The sequence below is a fragment of the Cohnella sp. GCM10027633 genome, assembly GCF_042675445.1.
Taxonomy (GTDB): domain Bacteria; phylum Bacillota; class Bacilli; order Paenibacillales; family Paenibacillaceae; genus Cohnella.
Genome location: NZ_JBHTGV010000001.1, coordinates 981,851 through 1,004,134 on the forward strand (window position 1 = coordinate 981,851; position 22,284 = coordinate 1,004,134).

At 61.0% G+C, this 22,284-nt stretch carries 8 protein-coding genes; all 8 read right to left on the reverse strand.

From position 1 onward, the window contains the following. Positions 1–56: 56 nt before the first annotated feature. Positions 57–1,433: an ABC transporter substrate-binding protein gene (locus ACFQZG_RS04375; RefSeq protein WP_378150271.1), complete on the reverse strand. Its 1,377-nt coding sequence runs from the start codon at positions 1,431–1,433 to the stop codon at positions 57–59. 107 nt (positions 1,434–1,540) lie between these two features. Then, positions 1,541–3,055 carry a response regulator gene (locus tag ACFQZG_RS04380; RefSeq protein WP_378150273.1) on the reverse strand — a complete coding sequence of 505 codons (1,515 nt, stop codon included), beginning with the start codon at positions 3,053–3,055 and terminating at the stop codon, positions 1,541–1,543. Then, positions 3,048–4,805, reverse strand: a complete 1,758-nt coding sequence (locus ACFQZG_RS04385; RefSeq protein ID WP_378150275.1) for a sensor histidine kinase — start codon at positions 4,803–4,805, stop codon at positions 3,048–3,050. Before ACFQZG_RS04385 ends, ACFQZG_RS04380 begins: the two co-directional genes overlap by 8 nt. Positions 4,806–5,006: 201 nt before the next feature. Next, a complete protein-coding gene (locus ACFQZG_RS04390; RefSeq protein ID WP_378150276.1) occupies positions 5,007–6,059 on the reverse strand; it encodes an S-layer homology domain-containing protein in 1,053 nt (350 codons plus the stop codon). Further along, on the reverse strand, positions 6,056–11,299 hold the full coding sequence (locus tag ACFQZG_RS04395; protein WP_378150278.1) for a glycosyl hydrolase: 5,244 nt from the start codon (positions 11,297–11,299) through the stop codon (positions 6,056–6,058). The genes ACFQZG_RS04390 and ACFQZG_RS04395 overlap by 4 nt, the downstream gene beginning before the upstream one ends. Positions 11,300–11,472: 173 nt before the next feature. After that, a complete protein-coding gene (locus ACFQZG_RS04400; protein ID WP_378150280.1) occupies positions 11,473–15,315 on the reverse strand; it encodes a TIM-barrel domain-containing protein in 3,843 nt (1,280 codons plus the stop codon). A 98-nt stretch (positions 15,316–15,413) separates the two neighbouring features. Beyond that, positions 15,414–18,686 carry a TIM-barrel domain-containing protein gene (locus tag ACFQZG_RS04405; RefSeq protein WP_378150281.1) on the reverse strand — a complete coding sequence of 1,091 codons (3,273 nt, stop codon included), beginning with the start codon at positions 18,684–18,686 and terminating at the stop codon, positions 15,414–15,416. Between the two features lie 128 nt (positions 18,687–18,814). After that, a complete protein-coding gene (locus tag ACFQZG_RS04410) occupies positions 18,815–22,282 on the reverse strand; it encodes a glycoside hydrolase family 31 protein (RefSeq protein ID WP_378150282.1) in 3,468 nt (1,155 codons plus the stop codon). Positions 22,283–22,284 lie beyond the last annotated feature (2 nt).

Consider the following 22,284-nt stretch of genomic DNA (forward strand, 5'->3'; position numbering starts at 1 on the left):
ATCGGTCCTGCAAGATCGACTCGCAGGACCGATTTGTTCAACCTACCAAGCGATGTTTACCAGCCCGCGATGCCCAATTGCAGCGCTTGCTTCTCGACGTCCTTGTCGTACAGCTCGGCGGCGGATTGCGCTTCCCGTTGGCCGGAGCCGACTTCGACCGTGATCTGCTCCAGGCTAGGCCCCTTAATCGGCGACAGGAACTCGAGGGCCGGAGCCGTCTTGCCCGCGTCGAAGTACGGAAGCATGTCCTTGACGACTTGCGGCACGTCGTCCGGAAGAGTCGCGCCCTTGACGACGTAAGGTCCGGACGGCTTGGAAGCCGCGGTCCACGCCGCGATGCCTTCCGGAGAGACGATGAATTCGAGCAGCAGCTTCGCTTCCTCGATATGCTTGCTGTTCTTGTAGACGTAGCCGCCGCCCGGCATCCATACCGTCAATCCGTTGTCGTTGGCGTCGTCGCCCGGCTGCGCGAAGAAGCCGATGTCGCCGATCTGATCCGGATTGTTCTGCAGCAACGTCGGAATGACGAACGTCAGCATCGGATAGTGCGCGCCTTGGCCTTCCGCGAGCATCTTCAGGCCCGCGTCCAGGTTGTTCGCCAAGTAATCCTTGTTCATGTAAGCCTTGCCCGCTTCCTGAAGCTTCTCGAAGCTTCTGAGCGCGGCCGGCGTCGTCGCGTATTTCGCCTTGTTGCCGGTGTAGTCCGCCGCGAACGTCGGGCTGCCCGCTTGCACGTTATAGTAGTCGGCCAGCACGATCAATTGGGACGTCCACGTGTCTTTGTACGTGCCGATGATCGCCGTCTTGCCCGCCGCCTGCACCTTCTTGTTGTTGTCCATCAGTTCCGCCCACGTCTTCGGCACGGACAAGCCCAGCTCTGCGTAGATTTTCTTATTATAGAACCAGCCGCCGGCCAGGGAAGCGCCCGCCGGCACGCCGTACACTTTGCCGTTGTACGATACCGTCGACTTGAACGAATCGAGGACGTCGGCCATGAACGGCTCGTTCGTCAGGTCGAGCATGTTCTCTTCCGGATTAAGCGCTTGCATGAGCGAGCCGGAATTGTAGATGAATACGTCGTTCATATCGCCCGTCGCCAGCCGCGTCTTGACGAAGTTGTCGCCTTCGCCGCCCTGCGGACGCGTCTCGTGCTCTACGGTGATCCATGGATATTTCGCTTCGAACGCTTCGGCCAACGACTTGGCGACGTTGATGAAGTCTTGCGTGTTATCGGTTAAGAGCGAGATCGTTACGTTCTCGTGCGAAGCTTCCGGCGCAGCTTGGCTGCTTGCGGGAGCGCTCGCGGCCGGCGTTGCCGCCGATGATGACGCCGCGTTCGCATCGTTGTCGGAATTGTTGCCGCAGCCTGCCAGCAAGCCCGCCGTCAGAGCCGTTCCGGCCAGCAGCGCGCCGAATTTCGTTGCTTTCGACATGGTGGTGTTCCCCCTGATCGTTCGTTGTCGTTGGTTTCGAGTAGGGCCCGGGTTCCCTGTGTCTTCATTGTACGGGCTCGGGGGCGGCGCGCGTAAGCGAGTCATTCTTATGATCGTGCGTCGGTTTTTTCGGATTGCCGTTCCTTGTATTGCCCCGGCGTAACGCCGGTATATTTGCGGAACACGTCGGCGAAGTGCCTATGGGCCAAGTAACCGACGCTTTCGCTGACCTCGGTAATCTTCATTCCTTTGCGCAGCAATACTTTGGCTTTCTCCATCCGGCAACGCGTCAAATATTTGATATACGTCTGTCCGGTCTCTTCCTTGAACAAGACGCTGAAATAAGTCGGATTAAGGCCGACGTGCGCGGCGACTTCCTGCAACGACACGTCCCGAGACAATTGCCGCTCGATATAGACGATCGCGTTCTCGATCGAAGCGTGCGTCCGGTGCTTCCTGTCGCGGTTCATCCATTCGGCGATGGTCGCGAATTGGCCTCTGAACCACTCGTGCAACCGGCCGTGCGCCGCGGCCTCCCGAATGTCCACGTGAAGCATGCGATTATGTCGCAACGAATCGTCGCGACGATCGTCCGACGCCGATTCGGACGCGATATCCAATGCCAGGTAGACGAGCTTAAGCATCTCTTGTTCCGCCAGGTCGGGGTCGAGCTTCTCCTCGTAAATCCATGCGACGAAGCGCTCCACTTGATGCAGGAGCCCGCTCGCGCTGCCTGCTCTCAGACTTAAGAGAATCGCTTCTTCGCGTTCGTTCAACCCTCGCGGCACCGAGAACAGCGTCCCTAATTCATCGAATTGGATCGCACTCTTCATCCGCAAATAGAGCGCCGCCTTCAAAGCCCGCTGCGCTTGCCGGTAGCTCTCGATCGCGAAACCCGGGGAGACGTGCGTATTGCCGATGCCGACTTCGATCTCGGCAAGTTCCGCAGCGCTTCTGATCTCGTCCCGCAAGGGCTGCTCCGGCTTGTCCCGATGAACGATCGCCTGCGCGTGCTCGTCGCCGTTCCGCACCGCGATCACGAGATGTCCGCCATGCTCCGGCAAGCGAAATTCCTCCATGGAGACGACGACCGTTATGCCGTATACGTCCGGCATCTCGGCCGCCATGCACGCTTCCCACTTGGCGCGCGCCTTCTCCCCGTAACGCAGCAAATCCAAAGTCGCCTTTTCCAGCAGCTCCTTCTGGCTATCCTTCCATTGCCGCTCCAGCAGCTTCGCGTGCTCTTGCTTGCGGATCTCTCCCAGCACCTTGCGCAGCGCTTGCTCGATGCTCTTCTCCGTGATCGGCTTCTCGATATAATCGGAGACTCCGAGCTGTATGGATCGCTTAACGTATTCGAATTCGTTGAATCCGCTGAATACGATGCAAGACGTGTCCGGCGCCTCCTCCATGACGATATCCAGCAGCTGCAAGCCGTCCATGCCCGGCATTCGGATGTCCGTCAGAATAATATGAGGCTTGACGCTGCGGAACAGCTCCAGAGCGGCAAAGCCGTCGCTCGCCGTTCCGGCAAGCTCGATGCCCAGCCCCTCCCAGTCTACCAACGCGCTGAGCGCTTCCACCACGATATACTCGTCGTCGAACAATACCGCCTTAAGCACGCGCATTCGCCTCCTGAGGGAAAGGTAGAATTCTAATCTCGATGCGTGTCCCTTGATTGACCTGGCTCGTTATCGCGAACGAACTGGAATCTCCGTAATAGAGTTGGAGCCTGTCCCTCACGTTGCGAATGCCGTACCCTTGCTCCGTCATGGCGATGTCGTCCATTCCGACGCCGTCGTCCTCGAGCACGAATACGAGATAGTCGCCTTCCTTGCGCCCTTCCAGACGGATCGTGCCGGGTCCAACCTTAGGCTCGAGGCCGTGATAGATCGCGTTCTCTACTAACGGCTGCAAGATCAGCTTCAGAATCTCGAAACCCTGGATGTCCGGATCGATCGCGGTCTCGTACGTAAACCGGCCCTTGTACCGGATATTCTGGATCGTCATATAGTGTTCGACGTGCTGCAGTTCCTTGAAGATCGGAATGACCTCTTTGCCTTTGTTCAGACTCAGCTTGAAGCTCTCGGACAACGCCAGCGTCATGGCGGCCGCCTCGTCGGTCTTCTTCAAGCGGACCATCCAGTAGATGGAATCGAGCGTGTTGTATAGAAAATGGGGCTTGATCTGCGCTTGCAGCGTGCGAAGCTCCGCTTCCCGCTCCTTGAGCTCCGAGTGGTACAGTCGCGCATCCAGTTCCTGGTTCTCGCGGGCCATATGGATGAACGTATTGCCGATCGCGCCGATCTCGTCGTCCTTGAACGATTCCTTGATCTCCCGGTTGCCCTTCGCCCAGCTCGTCATCGTTCTCTTCAGCCGCAGCAGCGGTCTCGTAATGCTGCCCGAGATGAGGAACGACAAGACGAGCGCGACGAGCGCGATCAAGGAAGCGATGAGCGTCGTCGCCATGCCGATGCGGTTGGATTCTCCGAGCAGTTGCTTGGATTGGATAATATGCAAGAACGTCCAACCAGTCGTCTGGTTGCGGAATTCGCTCGTCAAATAGCCTTGACCGTGCAGCGCTTCGAGCGCTTGCCGGAGATTGCCGGCTTCGAGCTCGCCTTTATCCGCGATGTCGTTCGGGAAGACGACGTCCACCTTCTCGCCCGAGGAATCGATCGCGAGGAACGTTCCGCTCTCCTGGCTGCTCTTAAACACGCTATTGAACATCGTCTTCGATAGGTTGATGATGACGAGGCCGATCGGATCGCCGCGATAGCTGTCGGCGTCGCGGAACAGCTTGACGGTCGAGAACGAATTGTCGTTGTCGTCCAATACGTTATAGTTGAAAAATTCGACCTTGCCCTGAGACTTCGCCGCTTGCCGATACCATGCCGCCCGCTCGATCGACGTCGCCTTCCAAGGCCCTTCGTAAATGCCCGCGTCGTCCGACCGGCCCCTGCAGTAATTCTGGAAATGAACGTCCATGACGCAGATCGAATCGATGAACCGCATGTCCAGCGACGTGTCGTTAATGACCTTCTGCAGCCGGCTGATCGTGCGCACGTTCTTGTTCGCTTGCTCGTAGGTATCGTTAATCTCGCTATTCCGAAGATCTTCGCGAATGTCGGGGTTCATGACGATGAAACGGTTCAGGTTGATGATGTTCCTGAGCAGCAGATCGGCGACTTCGCTGGACGTCTCCAGGTGATCCAGGTTCGCTTGCCTGTTGTTGTCCTTCAGCGCTTCTTTCGCGATATTGTATGAGATCGTTCCCAGCACGCATAGAGGCGGCAGGGACAGGAGAATCATCGCCAGCAGGAAGCGGCTCCGAAGCTTGCGTACGCGCCATATTCCTCTCCACTTCATCATGTGCCGATAGACCTCCCTACCATGGTTAAATTCTCATTTTAAAGCATCGTTCGACACCCGTATAGTTCGTTCTTTTCGGATTCGGGTATGTTTTTATTGGGTGCGCGCCAGAAAAAAGCGACCGCCTCCCTCTTCATAGAGGAAGCGGCCGCTTCTAGAGATTCGATTATAGACGTAAAGGCGCTGTCGCGGTTGATAGGATCAAGCTGGAGTCGGACCGAACGCGTCCATGAACCGGAGCAACAGCACGACCGATTCCGCTCTCGTGGCATTCGAGAGAGGCTTGAAGCCGGCTCTTCCCTGCCCTTGGACTAACCCTTGCGCTGCCGCGGCCTCTACGAATGCCCGGGCATACGCAGGGATGTCATGAGAATCGTCGAATCGGGACGGCGCATCGGCTTGTTCCGCGCCTTTCAACCCGAACGCTCTCGACAGCAGGACGGTCGCTTCGGTGCGGGTAATGAGCTTGTCGCCCTTGAAGGTGCCGTCCTCGTAACCTGCGACCACCCCGGCATCGACTGCCGCCTGGATGGGAACGCGAGCCCAGTCCGGCAGCCGTTCTATGTCCGATAGCTGAAGGTCTATCCGTTTCGTCGCCTGCAGCTTCATGGCGCGGGACAGAATGACGACGAATTCGGTTCGGGTGACGGGCTTCTCCGGCTTGAATGCGCCGTCCTCGTAGCCGGCGACGATTCCCGCCGCCGCGGCCCGCCGGACGGCCGCTTCCGCCCAGTGTCCGGCCATGTCCTTGAAATCCGCGCTTGCTCCGACGTCGATTCCGATCCCTTCGCCGACGCCAACCGCCGCCTCCGAGAGGTCGGAGTGAACGACCTTCGCGCTCTTCACCACGATGCCCGCTTCGCCTGCCTTAATCGCCCGGAATCGGAGCTTGAACAACGTGACGTCCCCGTTGGTGCCTGCCGCGTTTCCCACCTTCGTATGCGCGAACTTCAGATGATCGTCCCCGACGGGCTTACTGATGGCGAAGCCCTGCAGATCCGACTTCGCCTCCAGCAGGGCAAGCTTGCCCGCGTCGAAGGCGATGAGCGCTTCGAAGGCGTACGCGTCGACCAATCCGAAGCCTTGCACGGCGACCTCGACGGTATCGCCGACGGCGATGGCGGTGTTTACGGTCGTCGCAAGCGCGAACCGGGGCTGCACCGATGTCGCCGCCGACGCGAATTGCGGGCCGACCGTCGGGAGGACGGCCAGCCATAGGATGCAGCACGTCACGAACAATCGCAGCGCGCTCATCCGTTCAACCACTCGTTTATGATCATTCTAGCAATCGCCGCTAGAGCGCGAATGTCGATCTCTCCACTATCGAACAGATCCGCCGCTTGAACTTTGCTCCAATCGGCGTCCATCGAGCGAAGGCCGTAGTACTTCGACAGCAACGAAAGATCGGCCAGCGTCACTTGCGATTGGCCCGGCACGAGCGTCACGATTCGGCTCGAGAACGTCTGCATCGCTTGGCTGAGCGCCGACACCGATTGGTCGACCTGCGCTTGCGTGGCGTAACTGCTGCCACGAACGCTCTCCGCCGCTTGAGCAGCCTGCCTCAATCCGGCGATCGCATCGATCGGATATTGACCGACTTTGGAGCCTTCTCGGGCTGCGGACAACTTGCTCTGGGCCGTAGCGATGGCGGAAGATAGCGCCGCCTTGTCGGTCTGGATCGGCGTCTGAGTGATAACCGCGTTCGCGAATGCCGTCATTGCCGCTTGTAGCTCGCTTAGCGCGTGCGCCAATTGCTGCTCCGACGCCTGGGCAAGGTCCCGAACGGCTTCGGCCGCCGCGATCTTCGCCTGCAGCAACGCTTTGGAACCGATCGGATATTGACCGACCGCGCTGCCTTCCGCCGCTGCATCATGCAAGCTCTTCGCCTGTACGATCGCCGCCGTCAACTCGGTTCTGTCTACGTGCGTAACCGAAAGCTGAAGCGTCGCGCTCGGCAAGTCCACCGATTGGCCTTCATAGGAGACGGTTACGTCGGTCAGCGTGAACGGCACGACGGCAGCGGTCGAACCCTCGATGACAGTCGCGTCGATGGCGAGCAGCCCCACCGTACCGTCGATTGCGGCATCGGCTTGATCGCTTGCCATGATGATCATGAGCTGTCCGAGATCTTCCTTCACCGCCGTACCCAGCACATGGAAGTTCGGCTGCAGCGAACGCACAGCTCCTTCCGCGAGCGAGACCGTCTGATCCGGGTTTGTCACAACGTCAAAGCGCACGGCGGACGGATCGTAGCCGAGTACGGCTTGGAACGTCGTGAACGGCGTCGCCTGATCCTTGACCCCGATGGTCAGCTCGAACGGCGCGCCCGGGTACGCATTAGCGGGACCGGACAACGACGCGGAAGCAGTGCTCCCCTGCTGTATGCTCGAACCGAACACGTTCAGCTCATTCAACGTCCATCTCCAGAAGCCGTCGTAGCCGGTCTGCGTAATCTTGACGTACCGCGCCGCGCCCGAATCCCATTCCGGCTTCGCGCGCTGCGCGGTCCCGGATCCGGTCGCGACCGTCGTCCATTGCTGTCCGTCCGCGGACAGCTCGATCCGATAACCTCTCGGATAGTCGAATGTGGCGTTCGCGCCGGAATCGAACTCGAGTGCGCTAACGTTATACGTCGCGCCTAGGTCGAGCAGGTACCACTCACCGCCGGTCTGTCCCGCTTCCGTCGACCATTGTCTGCCGAGATCCCCGTCGAAGGCGAACGAAGGATCCGCACCGAACGCCGTCGAAGAAGCGGTCGCGCTCCAGCCCGCGCGGTCGAGCTTGCCGTCTTCCGGCTCGGGATCGGGGATGCTCGCGGGATTCCGGAAGCCTTCTCCCAATGCCGTGAGCCGGTCCGCGCTGTCGTACAGCGTCGTGTAGGCGCATGCTTGGTCATGATCGCAATTGTCCGCGAACCAGGCATACCGTTCGACGAATTCGAGCTGCTCCAGCATCGCGGACAGCCGCTTCAGGAACCCGGTCGCCAGCGCTTCCGTCGGCGAACGATAGGTCGAGCCGAACGGGATGGCCCCGATCTCCGTAATCCAGATCGGCTTGCCGTACTTGTCGTGAAGCGACGTTAACGTCGCCCGCAGCTTCGTCACGGCGTCCGGATCCGTGAAATCCGGATAGAAGTGGATCGCGATGAAGTCGACCGGATAGCTCTTCTCGTCCATCTCGGTCATGAATTCGTCCAGCCACGTCTTGCCCGGCGCATACGAGTCGTCGTACGTATAAGCGACGGCCGGGCTTCCGAGCCGCAATCCCGTCTCCATGAGCCTCGGCCATAGCTCGATCGTATCGGCCACGCTCGTATTGGACTGCACCGCCAGCTCCGGTTCGTTATACCCGAGCAAGCTGTCGAACCGTCCCGCTGCCCGTCCTTGCTTCAAGGCGGCGATCGTCTCGTTCGTGACGGCGCCGGGTCCCCAGACCATCGGAACGAAGTCGGCTCCGGTCAGCGTCCCCGTATAGTCGACCGACCAATTGTACGTCCAATCGATGCCGAGGTCGGTCAGCTTCTGAGGCGCGGTCGACAAGTACTTGATCGAGGCGACGCCCTTCTTCTCGCTCGGCGGCTGCGGCAGCGGATCGCCGGGGATGACCGTAACCGCGGCTTGCGCCTGCTTGCCGCCGTCGGCGGTCGTCGCGGTGATCGTAACGCTGCCTTCCCGCAGCGCCGTGACGTTTCCCGAACCGTCGACCGCGGCGATCGTCGGATCGCTCGACGTCCAACCGACGGTCTTGTTCGTCGCGTTCGCCGGAGCGACGACCGCTGACAACGCGACGGTATGCCGTTCCTTCAGTGTCAACGTCGTCGGCGTTACCGTCACGCCGGTTACGGCCGTGCTCGCCCGCTTCGACAATACGTTGAACTCGCCGATCGCCCACCAGTTCGAATTCGCCGTACCGGTCTGCACGATCCGAATATAGCGTGCGACCTGCTCGTCGAACGCAGCGGTCAGCGTCGCGCTGCCCGTGCCGGACTGCAGATCGATCCAATCGGCGCCATTGTTCGAAATCTGAAGAATGTAGCCGCGCGCATAATCGCCGCCCGATTCGATCTGGATCTGATCGAAGGCTTGCGCCGAGCCCATATCCACTTGGAACCATTGGTTCGCGTTCGGAATTTGCGCTTCCTGGTTCGCCCATCTCGTTCCGGCGTTGCCGTCGATCGCATAAGAGGGTGCTGCGTCCGCCGTGCTCGTTTTATATGCGGATGCTACCCAATCCGTACGGTCGAGCGGCGTCTCGACTTCCGGCTCTCCGTCCGGGAGCGGATATTCCGCGAGCGTCTGCCTTACGCTGGTCGTCGTCGCGCTGGCGCCGACTTCGTTCACGACGTGCGTAATCTCGCCATGGCCGGCAAGAACGACGGAAGTCGCATGATGGATTCGCACGCCGGGTACATCGGGTACTTCGATGGCGCTGTGCAGCTTTACGTCCGCGTCGCGGAAATACGAGTAAATGCCGAGACCCCATGCCTCGTGATTCGTCACCGTATCCGCAACCTTGTAGGAAGAATATCCGTTGACCGTCCCGCCATGACTCATCCAGGAAGCCTGATCCGGCACCTCGTACGGAATTTCGGATTGGTAGAAGTAGAGTCGGCCGCCGTTGCCGTTCCATAGCGTCTGATAGGCGTTATGGTGCTCGTTGAACAGGCCGTAGACGGTCACGTCTTCGCCGTTCACGACGAGTCCGTTCATCGAGTCGTTCGTGCTCCAGCCGCCGGCGCTCGCGCCATGGTCGGCCCGCCAGATCCAGAAGTGGTCGCCGATGACGTCGTCGCTATTGATCGTCAGATTGATATCCGTCTTCCCCGCGTGCGAGCCGCCGACACGGAAGAACAGGTCGTGAAGCGAGATCGGATTCGTCGCGTGATCCTGCGAGCTACCGTCCGGACCAACCTCGAGCAGAGACGGCGAGCCTTCGGGCGCGGCGTCGAACAGCAAGCTCGCGATGATGACGCCGTCGACGTCCGCCACAGTCATCGCCTCTTGCCCCGCGGCCGGAATCAACGTCGCGAGCCCGATACCCATGACGACCGTATCCGGGTTATTCACGCGAATCGTATCTTCCAGATGGTAGATGCCCGGCGTGAACAAGACGTTCTTGCCTTCGCTCAGCGCGGCGTTAACGCTCGCCGCGGTCGATTGTCGCGGATCCGCGATATAGAATCGATCGATCGGAATCGACCGCCCCGGTGTCGGTCCGGACTGCCAGCTGACCCCTTGCGCGTCGCGTCGGAGCGAAGGTACGAATACTTGGTACTCCCCTTCGTCATCGATATACAGGTACGGTTTCTCCCGAATGACCGGCGCTTGCCCGACGACCGTGTAAGGATCGGCCGGGAATACGCCCGACGGCGCATTCCGGTCTCCGACGAACACCATGTTCCATACGCCGTTCGACCATCCGCCGTAGTCGTTATTGCGCGAGAACCATTGCTGCTGCGAAGCCGGGATGATCGTTCCGTCCACCTTGGAATCCGCCAGCAAGCCTCCGCTGGCGAGCCCCGCGTTCCACCAAGGGTCGAAGTCGAACAGTTCCAACTGGCCCTTAATGTGCATCCGCCTCATCGGAGCCGCTTGGGCGACGGCCCACTGCGCGGAAGTGTCGCTCGGCGGCGTAATCGCCATGTTCTCCACGGCGCGCCAGAAGTTCACGAGCGCGTTCCCGTTATTCCAGTCGGCGTTCGCGTTCACCGCGCCGTTAATGTTCACGTCGTCGGGATTCCTTCCCAGACCGGACACTTGCGTGTAGAAGCCGACCTTGACGTTAACGCCGTCGTACTCGCCCGGCTTGAACAGGATCGCGTGACGCTCGTCGCCGAATTCGTTCCGCTCCTGAACGGCGAAGATCGAATCGGCTATTCCGTTAATATCAGCGGCGCTCATCGATGGATCCATGACGTAGACGTTCGGGCCGAACGGGTGGTCTCCGCCGAGGTCAGGGTCGCCTGGATCCGCAGCTTCCCCGTTGTATACCCGAATGTCCGCCACGGTCCACGGCGTCGCGGAAGCGCCCGTCTGCCAGACGTTCACTAGCCTTGCCGTCGTCTTCGGCAACGCGAGCTTCGTCATGCCGGATTGCCCGTTCGTCTGCGCCAGTTGGGCATTCCAGTCGGCGTCCGTCTGGACGAGATATTGCCTGCCGTAATTCGGGGAGTCTCCCGAATCGATGTAGATCGTATCGAACTCCGTCGCAGTCTGCATATCGATCTGAAGCACGAGCCCCCATGACGTCTGAAGCTCGTTGCTCGTCCAGACCGTCGCCGGATCGTCGTCGAACATCGCCGCCGTGATCTCGTCGTAGTCCGAACCTCCGTCGTCCAACGTCGTCGTGATCCGCCAACCGGAGGTATCGAGCAACCCCGTCGCGCTAGCGGCTTCCGCTTGTGGAAGCGGATACATGAACAACCATTGCAATAGCATGAGACCGACTAACAGTATTGCGATAGACTTGCTGCCGATTCTATTCCCTCGTTCCATCGCCATTCTCCTTCGTTAGGTTAGATGTATCCAAATTGTAAACGAATACATCCGGAAACCTAACGCAACATCGATTGGGTTCGGCGTCCTCATTTTTTGGATTCCGGTCCGCCGCAGCACGAAAAACCCGAGCGCGCTCGGATAAGCGCCGCCCGGGTTTGTTCACGCTAAACTTACTGCTTCGTCAGCCTGACGTTGTCGATCTGCAGCGTCGTCCCCCCAGGGGAATTGACGTAGAAGCCGACGTCGACGACGCCCGAGGTCACGTAGATGTTCGAGATGCTGATATACTTCCACACCCCGTCGTTCGAGATATTGTAGTATTGCGCGGAGCCGCCGTGGTTCGAGATTTCCGCCCGCGCCGTCGTCGGCGTTGTGTTCTTCATGCGGACCCACGCCTCGAACTTGTAGTTCGCGTTGTTGGTCGGCACGCTCACCTGCTGGTGGATGCTCTGCTGGTACGCGCCCGAAGCGTAGAAGTACGCCCGTTGCGAGCCCGTCCTCGCCGTCTCCGGCGGGTTCATCGTAATGCCGCCGTCGATGCCGTAGGCGAGACTCTGCCCGCCCGGATGCCACTCCGACCAGTTGTTGTTCTGGCTCGTCGGCCGGTCGAAGCCCGGATCGTCGAGCAGGTTCGTCTCCGAAGCGGCCTGCACGATCGAAGACGACGAGACGAGGATGCGATCGAGATTGACGCCGCCGCTGTCGCCCGAATCGTACTTGAACTTGATCGTGTTCGTTCCCGCGCTCAGCGACAGCGACTGCGTGTAGTCGGTCCACAGATTCCAGTTCGCCCCCGGACTCGACAGCGTATTCTGCCCGATCTTGGAGCCGCCGACGTACGTGCTGATCGTCTTGTTCGAGCCCGAGCCGTTGGCGTACCGCAGCGCGACGTTATAGCTGCCGGAGGACGGCACCGTTACCTGGAACGAAGCTTCCGCTCCCAGCGTGCCGAAGCCGTCGACGAAGCCGGTGCCCGAATAGAACCAATGGTCGATGTTCGTGGACGCCGAGCCGCCGAGGTCGGCGCTCTCCGCTTCGTACTTCGCTTGCGCGGAAGCGAACGGGACCTCGATATAGTCCAGGTTCACGTTGCCCGTATCGCCGGTATCCGAATCGTACTTGTACGTGATGGCGTTGCGGCCGGCGGACAGCGGAATCGTGTCCGTCTGCGTCGCCCACGTGTTCCAGTTCGCCAAGTTGCCGAGCGACAGCTGCTTCACCCGGTTGCCGTTGACGTACGCGCTGATCGTCTTCGCCGAGCCGGTAGCGTTCGCGTAGCGGAGCGATACCGCGTAGTCTCCGCCCGTGGCGACGTCCGCATAGAACGTGGCCGCGGCGCCGGCGTCGTCGAAGCCGTCCGCGAACCCGCTGCCCGAATAGCCGGAATGGTTCGTGTTGACTCCGGCCATGGTCGCGGTCGTCTCGCCGGACAGCGATGCTTCTTCCGCTTCGTACTTGTAAGAGGTCGCGCCGACGGAAGCCGTGCCGGTGACGACGACGTTCTTCGCCGAACCGCTGCCCGCGGCGAGCTTCACGTACGTGACGACGCCGTGGACGTCCTTGCCCGTCGTCCAGCCTTCTCCGCCCGCGGCCTTCAGCGCGTTCAGGTCGGCGTACGACGACATCGCGCTGCCGCCGAGCGTCGCCGCCGTGCCGGCTTTGCCGTGCAGCTTGACCAAGTAATAGTCGGCTTCCTGCGAATACGAGCCGCTCTTCGCGCCGACCGAGAAGGCGTAGCCGCTGCCGCCGTTGTCCTGCGCGGTCAACGTCTGCTTGAACGTATCCGCCCCTTCGTAATCGTAGCTCGCGCCGTCGTCTTCATAGTAAGTGAACGACGTCGCGGACGTATCCGGGAACACGTCGACGAATACGGTGTCCACGGCCGATTGCCCGACATAATCCTGAACCTTCTGGTTCGGGATGATCGCGCCCTTCTTAACGAAGATCGGAATGTCCGACCAACTCTCCGCGTTCACCGGATAGCTGATCGTCTGCCCGCCCGAATACGCCGTCCCGCGGAAGTAGTCGTACCAGGTGCCCGCCGGCAAGTAGATGTCCTTGGACGTCTGTTGCTTGTCGACGACCGGAGACGTCAGCAGCCAGTCCCCGAACATCCACGAATCGGTGAGGTTCTCGACGTTCGCGTCCGCCGGGTAGTCGAACAGCAGCGGCCGTACGAGTCCGACGCCGGTCTCGTACGCGGAGCGTTCGTAAGCGTACAGATAAGGCATCAACGAATAGCGCAGATGAATCGCGCTCTTCGTCGCTTCCTCGGCGGTCTTGCCGTAATACCAAGGCTGGCGCTGCTGATTGTAATTGCCGTGCGCCCGGAACACCGGCGTCATGGCGCTGAACTGCAGCCAGCGGGCGTACAGCTCCGGATTCGGGTTCACGCTCTGGTTGAACCCGCCGGCGTCCATGCCCCACTTGGCTTGCCCGAGGTTGATCGACGACAGCATGACGGCGCGCTGCTCCTTCATGCCGGCCGCCCAGTTCACGTGCTCGCCCTTCTGGAACTGGACGCCGATGTCGCCCGACCACAGCGTCGTCGCGTACCGTTGGGCGCCCGGATAATACGTCCGCGCCGCTTGCCAAACGCGCTGGGCGTCCGAGGTGTAGGCGCGCTGGCCTTCGTACATCGCCTGAGACCAGTGCGTCGTCGTGAAGTTGCCGAACCAGTATTGCGCCGGGCCCGACGATACTTTGTCGGTCTCGTCGTTCCACCAGCCGGCGATGCCCTTGTCGAAGGCATCCTCCGAATTTTGCCACAGCCAAGTCCTTACCGCCGATTGGTAAGGGTCGACGCTGCGGACGGTGACGGGGATGAAGTAATCGGAGTACTCGGAGTGCCCCGGATACCAGTAGCCCCCGGCTTGCGCGTCGTAATACTGGTCGGTCCGGTTGCTGCCGAAGTCGAGCGTGACGACGCGCGGCTTCGTGATGCCGATCAGCTTGATGCCCTCGTTCGCCATGTCCGTCTTAAGCGTCGTCGACGCCGCGTCGGGGAAGTTCGAGGTGTCCCACGCGAATTCTCCGTAGTTGTCTTCCCCGTACTTCTTCCAATCGTAGTCGAGCGCGAACCCGTCGATCGGGATGTTCTTCGCGCGGTACGTCTCCACCGTGTTCTCCAGCTCGGTCTGGTCGATGCCCCACTCGAAGTTGCTGAAGCCGAGCGACCAATCGGGCAGCATCGGCGTCTTGCCGCTGATCTCGCCATAAGCGTCCATGATCTCGTAAGGATTGCCGAGCATGAGGTAATACTCGACGTTCGTCTTCGAATAGCGCCGACCTTCGGTCGGCGTGCCGCCGTAATAGAATTCGAGCTTGCCGCTCGTGTCGTTCGTGTACGGATACCCGCCGTCGCTGTCGACGAGAACCCCGTATCCGGCCGTCGACCAGAGGAACGGTCCGCCCGCGTCGCCCTGTTCCCCGGCATGAGCGGCGTGGGAGCTGTCGTTGCGAAGCAAGTCTCCTTGGTCCTCGAACGCGTTGTAGCCACGAATGCCGTAGATGTTATGCGAGGTCGAATGCTCGAACCGGACGCCGTCGTAGAAGACGCCGCCGCCCGAAGGTTCCCATAGCAGCGTCGTGTTGTCCGGCTTCTTCACCGTCAGGCGCGTCGGCGTCTTGGCGATCTCGATCTTCATCTTCGCCGTCGTGATCACGATCGGGTTGCCGGCCGTATTGATCGTCGCGCCGACGGCGCTCCACGTCTTGTTCGGATCGATGATCGGCGTGCTCGCGCTCGACGCTACGCCGTTCGGCCGATAATTCACCTTGAGAATGTTAGCGTCGGCCACCAGTATTTCGAGTATGTCGTCGTTCGGTTCAGCGCCGTTATCGATCGTGAGCGTAAGCGCGTCGCCCGAGACGGAGACGCCGGTCACGTTGCCGAGAGCGGAGGCGTAAGCGGCCGCCGGGGACGGCGGCACGACCGCCAGCGAGGAGAAGAGCATGCCGATGATCGCGATCGCGGACAACGCCTTGAACGTTCGATTGTTCCTTCGTTCCATATTCATTTGTCCACCTTTCGGAATAGGTTGAAAGAGTAGAAAGGATGAAGGAGGCTGCCCTCCTTCATCCCCGTACCGATCTGCCGTTCAGCGATTCGTCATTCGACCAGAGTGAGACTGTCCACGTTGATGCCGAGCGTATTCCCGCTGTCGTATTGCACCTTGATCTTGTTCATGCCCGCCGCGAGCGATAGCGACACCGTCTTCGTTCCCCACGTGTCCCAGTTCGCCGTGGCGTTCAGCGTCATCGTCTGGTTGAACGTGCCGCCGACGTACAGCGCCCGTGTCGCGTTGCCCGCGCCGGAGCTGTACTTGATGTCGACGTCGTACGTGCCCGCGGAAGGCGCGTATACGTCGAACTCGACCGCGTCTCCCGTCGTCGCGAAGCCGTCGACGAAGCCCGTGCCGGTGTAGCCGGTATGGTTATTGTTCGTCGAGACGTTCGTCTGCGTCGCGAATTCGGCCTCGTATGCGGCCTTATGCACGCCGTTCAGGACGACCGTGCGGGACGAACCGCCGGAAGCGACCTTCACGTGGACGAGCTTCTGCACCGGATCGAAGTACCAGCCTTGCGAGTTGCTCGTCAGAGAGCTGAGGCTCGAATATTGCGTGACGGACGATCCGCCGATCGTCACGGAGGACGGCTTCGTCGCGAACACTTGCAGCATCGCGTGCGTGCCGGTCGCGGGAACCGTGACCGTCACTTGATCGGAAGGGAAGTTCTCCGCCGAAGAGATCGTCTTGACCGAACCGCCGATGTCGTCATTCCACGCGTAGGACGTGTTGCCGTCCGGGTAGACGCGGAAGCTGAGACCCGTATAGCTCGTCAGCGAGTTGCCGATCGTGCCGCCCAGCTCGTAGCTCGCGTTCAGGTTCATCGGGATGATACTGCCTGACTTCACGAATACCGGAATGCTGTTGACGTCCGCGTAGTAGGAGATCGTCTGGTTGCCCGGACGCAACGCGCCGTAGAAGAAGTCGATCCATTCGCCCGCCGGCAAGTAGACGCTCTTCGTCGTGACGCCTTGATCCACGATCGGCGCGACGAGCAGGTTGTCTCCGAACATATACTGGTACGGCAAGTCGTACGTGTTGGAGTCGCTCGGGTACTCCAAGAACATCGCCCGCATGAGCGGCACGCCCGTGGCGCTCGTCTTCGTCGCCTCGCTGTAGATATAAGGAAGCAAGTTCATCCGGATGTTCGCGTAGCGCTCGAAGTGGTCGATGACGGTGCCGTCCCCGCTGCGGGTCTGAACGTTCCAAGGCGTTCTCTCCTCGTTGACCGGCGGATTCGACTTCTCCGAGTGAATCTGCATGACCGGCGAGAACACGGACATCTCTACCGACCTCTTGTACAGCTCGGCCGACGGGAACGTTCCCGTGAATCCGGCGAGATCCCAGCTCCAATAAGGCACGCCGGAGATGTTCGCCGCCTGTCCGGCCATGAGCGATTGCTGGATCGTGCCGAACGTCGACTCCTGGTCGCCCGCCCAGAACGCCGGATACTTCTGCACGCCGGTCGTGCCGGCGCGGCTGAACGACGCGGCGTCCGCCTTCTTCGACTTGGCGTAATCGTAGTAAGCCCCGATATACAAGTTCGGGTACAGATTCCGCATCTCGTCGCCCTTCTTGCCGTTGGAGAACGTCGTGTTCTTGCCCCAAACGAGCTCGCCGCCGTCCGTCTTGAAGCCGTCGATGTCGATATCGTCGAACAAGTACTCCCGCTTCGACATCCACCAATCCACGGCGTTCGAGTTCGTGAAGTCGAGAATCGGGCTGCTGCCGAACCAGCCGTCCGGCGTCCGGTACTCGCCCCCGAAGCCGTCTTCGACCGCGTAGTCTTGCGCTAGCATGTACGCTTGGTCGTTATCCTTCTGCGTGTACGGCGAGCCGGTATGCTTGATCGCCGGCGTCTGCCACAGCAGCACCTTGAGTCCGGCGTTGTGGATATCGTCCACCATGCCTTCCGGATCGGGCCACTTCGTGCCGTACGTGAAGTCGCTGGACGAGAACGCGTTCGCCCCGTTCTTCGGCGTGTACGTCGCGTCATTCCAAATATAGAACGTCTCCTCGTCGCTCCATTGCTCGAGCACGATCGCCGAAGCCGGGATGCTATGCGTGCTCAGATTGCTCAGCACCGTGTTGATCTCGGACTCCCGGTCCCATTCGTTGGCGGAGAGCCAGATGCCGAACGCCCACTTCGGCAGCAAGGTCGGCAGCTCCGTCGCCTGCGCGTAGTTCGAGATGACGTCCTTCAGATCGTCCCCGGAGAAGAAATGGTAGTCGAGCATCGACGTCGACGCTCCCCCGGTGTCTACGGTGAATCCGATCATGTCCGACCGCTCGGTCGCCATCCGGAACTTGGAGTAGTACGTGCTGTTCGCCAGAATGCCGTAGCCGCGCGAACTGATGAAGTAAGGAATGGCCAGGTACGTCTTCTCGTTCTGGTTCAAGTACTGGTTGTAAATATACGTCTCGATGTCGTCGCCGCGCTTGTCCCAGTTGTTGTACCGCTCGCCGAAGCCGTAGAACTTCTCCGTGGCGGGCGAGTAATAATGGTCCTCGACCTTGGTGATCAGCGAGCTGCCGTCGGTCAGCCAAGCCATGTTGCGGTTGACCGTGCTGTCGTATTGGTTCGTGATCAGCGTCGTGCCGTCTTCTTCGTACACGGTAAGCTTGAACGGATTCTTGTCGATGCGCAGCACCAGCTCGGAGGTGCTGACGAGATAGTGGGTCATGTTGTTGGTAAGGGTGTAGTTGCTCAGTCCCGTCGCGAACGTCCCCGTGCCGTTCGGCGACAGCTGCACCCGGAACACGTCGTCCGCGTCGAACGAGATGTTGAGCTTCGGCGAGAACGAGCCCGTATTCGGCGATGCGTTGAACACGACGTGGCTGCCGGAATCCGTATGGCCGCCGATGCTGGCGACCGACTCCCAGCCCGTGACCGTGAATTGGAACGGTCCGATCGTCTTCTGGTTCGTGCCGTATTGGTCGGCGCGCACCGTGTAGTTAATGACGTCGCCCTTGGAGAAGCTGCCTAGCGCGATTTGCCAGAACGTATCGTTGCCGCTGTTGTATTGCCACGAGCCGTTCACGACCGTCTGCGCGACCCCGTTCTTGGTCCAAGTGACCCAGACGGCTTGTCCAGGTTCGACGGGCCACGTATTCAGCTTGATATACACGTTCTCGCCCGCTACCGGATCCTGGGGATACCGCTCTACGGCGTTCGCGACGTACCGGTCCTCCAGCCCGTACGGACTGTGCCAGACCCCGTCGATCGCGGACGCGCTCGGAACGAAACACCAAAACAACAGCAATGCCATTAAAGGATACGCTAGCCGTTTGATTCCGATATTCGGTTTCGCTTTCATCATTGTCACTCCCCGATTCAGATTGGTTGATACGGCCATCTTGGACCGACCTCGCCGCCGACCGTCCCTATGGGATTCTAAACGGGCACCACCCCTTTCCCGACAACCGTATTGGCCACGCGTAACGCTTACTCTTGCGCTAGAGCAACGAGAATCGTCGATGCTTGCCCCGCGGGCAAAGTCACCAGCACTTCGCCGCTTCGCTGAACCCACTGTCCGGCGTTAAGCCCGTTAAGCTCCGACGCCCGGATCAGCGGCGCGCCGTTCATAAGAACCGAAGTCGCTTCGCCAAGCGCGCCTAGACGAAGCGTTACGGAATAATCGCCCGCCACTTCCACCCTCGCGTGCACGCTGCCGCCATCCTTCCGGACCGCGATAGCCGCGGCATTGCCCAGGTCGTCCTCGAACCGATAGACGAGCTCGGTCGTTACGTAGACCAGCATCGCGAGCCGTTCGTATCCGTCGACCCGGTTGCCTACGTCGTCGCCGAGCGCGAAGCCCGCCCCGAGATTCATCGGCACGACGCCGTTCTCACGCAAGAATACCGGAATCGTCGCCAGCTCGGAAGGGACGAGCGCCGATTTTCCTCCCGTTACGGGACGCCCGTCTCCGAATAACGGCAGCCAGCTGCCCGCCGGGAAGTAGACTTCCGTCTCCGTCGCCCCTTCTTCCGTGACGGGAGCCGCCAACAGCGCGTCGCCGAACAGGTATTGCGTCGCAAGCTCCGCGCATCGCGGATCGTCCGGATAGGCGAGGGCCATCGCCCGCATGAGCGGGATGCCGGTGCCGGCGCTGATTCCCGCTTGCTCGTAAATATAGGGAAGCAGATTCATGCGGATGTCCGCGAATCGCTTGTATAACGTCAACGCCTCGGGCGAACCCGTCCGTTCCGCGATGTTCCATGGCGTCCTGTCCAGATTGAACTGGCCTTTGCTCTCCGCGTGGTACTGCATGACCGGGCTGAACGCCGCCATCTGCGCCGACCGGACGAACAGCTCCGCCGTCGGAATCTCCCCGGAGAAGCCGCCGAGATCCCAGCCCCAGAACGGAATGCCCGACATCCCGCACGACAGCCCCGCGACGATGCTGGCCCGGAACGCTTCGAACGTCGACTTCTCGTCTCCCGCCCAATGGAGCGGCAGCGCCTGAGAGCCCGCGTAGCCTGCTCGGCTGAACGTGACCGCTCCGCCGGGAACGCGCGCGTCCGCGAATTCGTGGAACGCCCGGATGTAGACGTTCGGATATTCGTTGCGCATCTCTTCTCCGGTACGACCATCGTGGAACGACGCGTTCGCGCCGCCGTAGATGCATTCGCCGCCGTCCGTCTTGAATCCGTCGATGCCCAGCTCGTCGAGCAAGTATTGCCGCTTCGACATCCACCATGCCGCCGCCCGCTCGTTCGTGAAATCCGGCACCATGCTGCCCCTGAACCATTCGAACTGCGGGATCCGGTACGGCGTGCCGTCAGCGTTCAACGGACCGAACCCGCTCGTGACCATGTACCGCTCGTCCTCGTCCCGCTGCGCGTGCGCGATGCCGTCCATGAACTTCATGACCGGAGCTTGCCAGAGCAGCACCTTGATGCCTAGATCGTGTATGCGGCGAACCATCGCCCGCGGGTCCGGCCATCTTCCCCACGAAGGGAACGAGAAGTCGTCGTAGACGAAGCGGTCCTCGCCGGCTTTCGTCTCGTAGTTCGCGTCGTTGAAAATATAAAACGTAGACTCGTCGCTCCATTGCTCGAGCACCATGACGGTGGACGGAATGCGGTGCCGAACCGTGCTCGACAGCTGTTCGTCCACTTCCCGCTCGCTGTCCCAGTTGTTGCTCGACATCCACGGTCCGAACGCCCACTTCGGCGGCAGCTTCGGCTTGCCCGCGACGTCCGTATATTGGCGGAGCACGTCCGCGGGCTTGCCGGAGAAGAGCCGCCAATCGAGCGGTTGCCGTTCGAGACGGACGTCCGCTTCGATCTGAAGCCGATCGGGATCCGCCGAGCCGCAGCGGAAGATCGAATAGTACGAGCTTTGCAAGTACAGTCCGTAGCCCGCCGAGCTGATCAAGAACGGCACCGGCATGTACGTCCGGTTCCCTTGATCCTTGTATTGGTTGAACACGTAATGGTCGACCTCGCAGCCGCGGAATTGCAGGCGCGAGAATCGCTCTCCCATGCCGTACAGACGTTCGTCCGGCGCGAGAGGAAAGTCGAGCCGCAGCTTGCGAATCGTGCCGTCCTTCGCGGTCAGCGCCCGCAAGCGCGGGAGATCGTCCGGCAATCTTGCCGCCCGCGCACGTTCGGCGTCTTCCGCCCCCGCGGACAAGGCTAAGGAATAGCTCGCCGATCCGTCGGCGAATCGGGTAACGGTCAATCGCGTCTCGGCCGTACCTGGAGTCGTTGCCCCGTAGCGAATGTATGCCTCGTTGTCCTCCGCTCGTACGGCGTCCGCGACGGGACGAAGCTCCGTCCAGTCGTGCACGTCGAAGGCGTACCAGTCCGAGATCGAGCTCGGAACGCCGCCAGCCGTGAAGCGGTACCGGACGGTACCTCGCGCGGCGAACGGACCGATCTCCGCTTGCCGGCATGACTGCCCGTCTTCCGCCAGCGAAGCGCGCATCGGGACGAGCGCGGCCGCGTCGTCGCATTCGTATTGCAGCATGACGAGTGCGTCGGGATCGAACGGCTCCGCGAAGACGCGCACGGCGACGATGTCGCCGGAGACGACGGTCCTTGGCGATCTGCCGTTCGGCTCGTCCCGGTAAGGGGAATCGGCGCCGATCGGATCGTGCGAGAACCGAATTCCTTGCGCGATCGGGTCGTCTTCCGGCGATGCTCCCGCGCCTTCGATGCCGCGACTGGCGAGCGTCTCTCGCGCGAGCAGCAGGAACGACGCTTCCGGGTTCCCGTCGTCTTCGCTTCCGACGATTTGCCCGGCGCGGGCCAGCCATTGCCTAGCCTTGGCGGCGTGGCCGCTCTCGGCGTAATACGACGCCAGCAACGCCGCCGCTTCCGGAGACAGCCGCTCCTCGTCCAGCTTCGTCAGCGCGTCCAGCATCGCCAGATCCCCGACGCTCAAGAGCCCGAAAGGAGCCGAAGCCGCCACGATATCTCCCCATACATCCGCGGAACCTTCGCGACTGACGAAATGCTTGCCGCTCATGAACGCGGCGAACGTCTTCTCCCGGATCTCCTTGCATGCCCGCTGCGCCGTATCCGAACGGACGATGTTACCGATAGAGCGAAGCGCTCCGTAATAGAGGGCGAGATGGCTTAGGAAGACACCTTCTTCCTCCTCCCACAGCCAGTGGGCGTCCGGTTCTCTCCAGCTCCCGTCGATCAAGGCGATTCCGGATTCGATTCGCTCGGACAACGCCGCGACAAGCGCCGGTTCGCCTCCGTAATTGACGTATTCTCCCGCAATCCACAGCCAGAAGGCCATGTCCAACGCGCGGTTGTCCCCGTTGCTCAGCCGAGCGGCGGCATCCGTCACGTAGGAGGCGGCGATCGCCGCCTGTCCCCGCTTCAGCGCCGCGTAGGCGCGAAGCGCGCCGTCTCTCGCCGGACGGACCGATAATCTCGTCGTCTTGTTCACGTTCATCG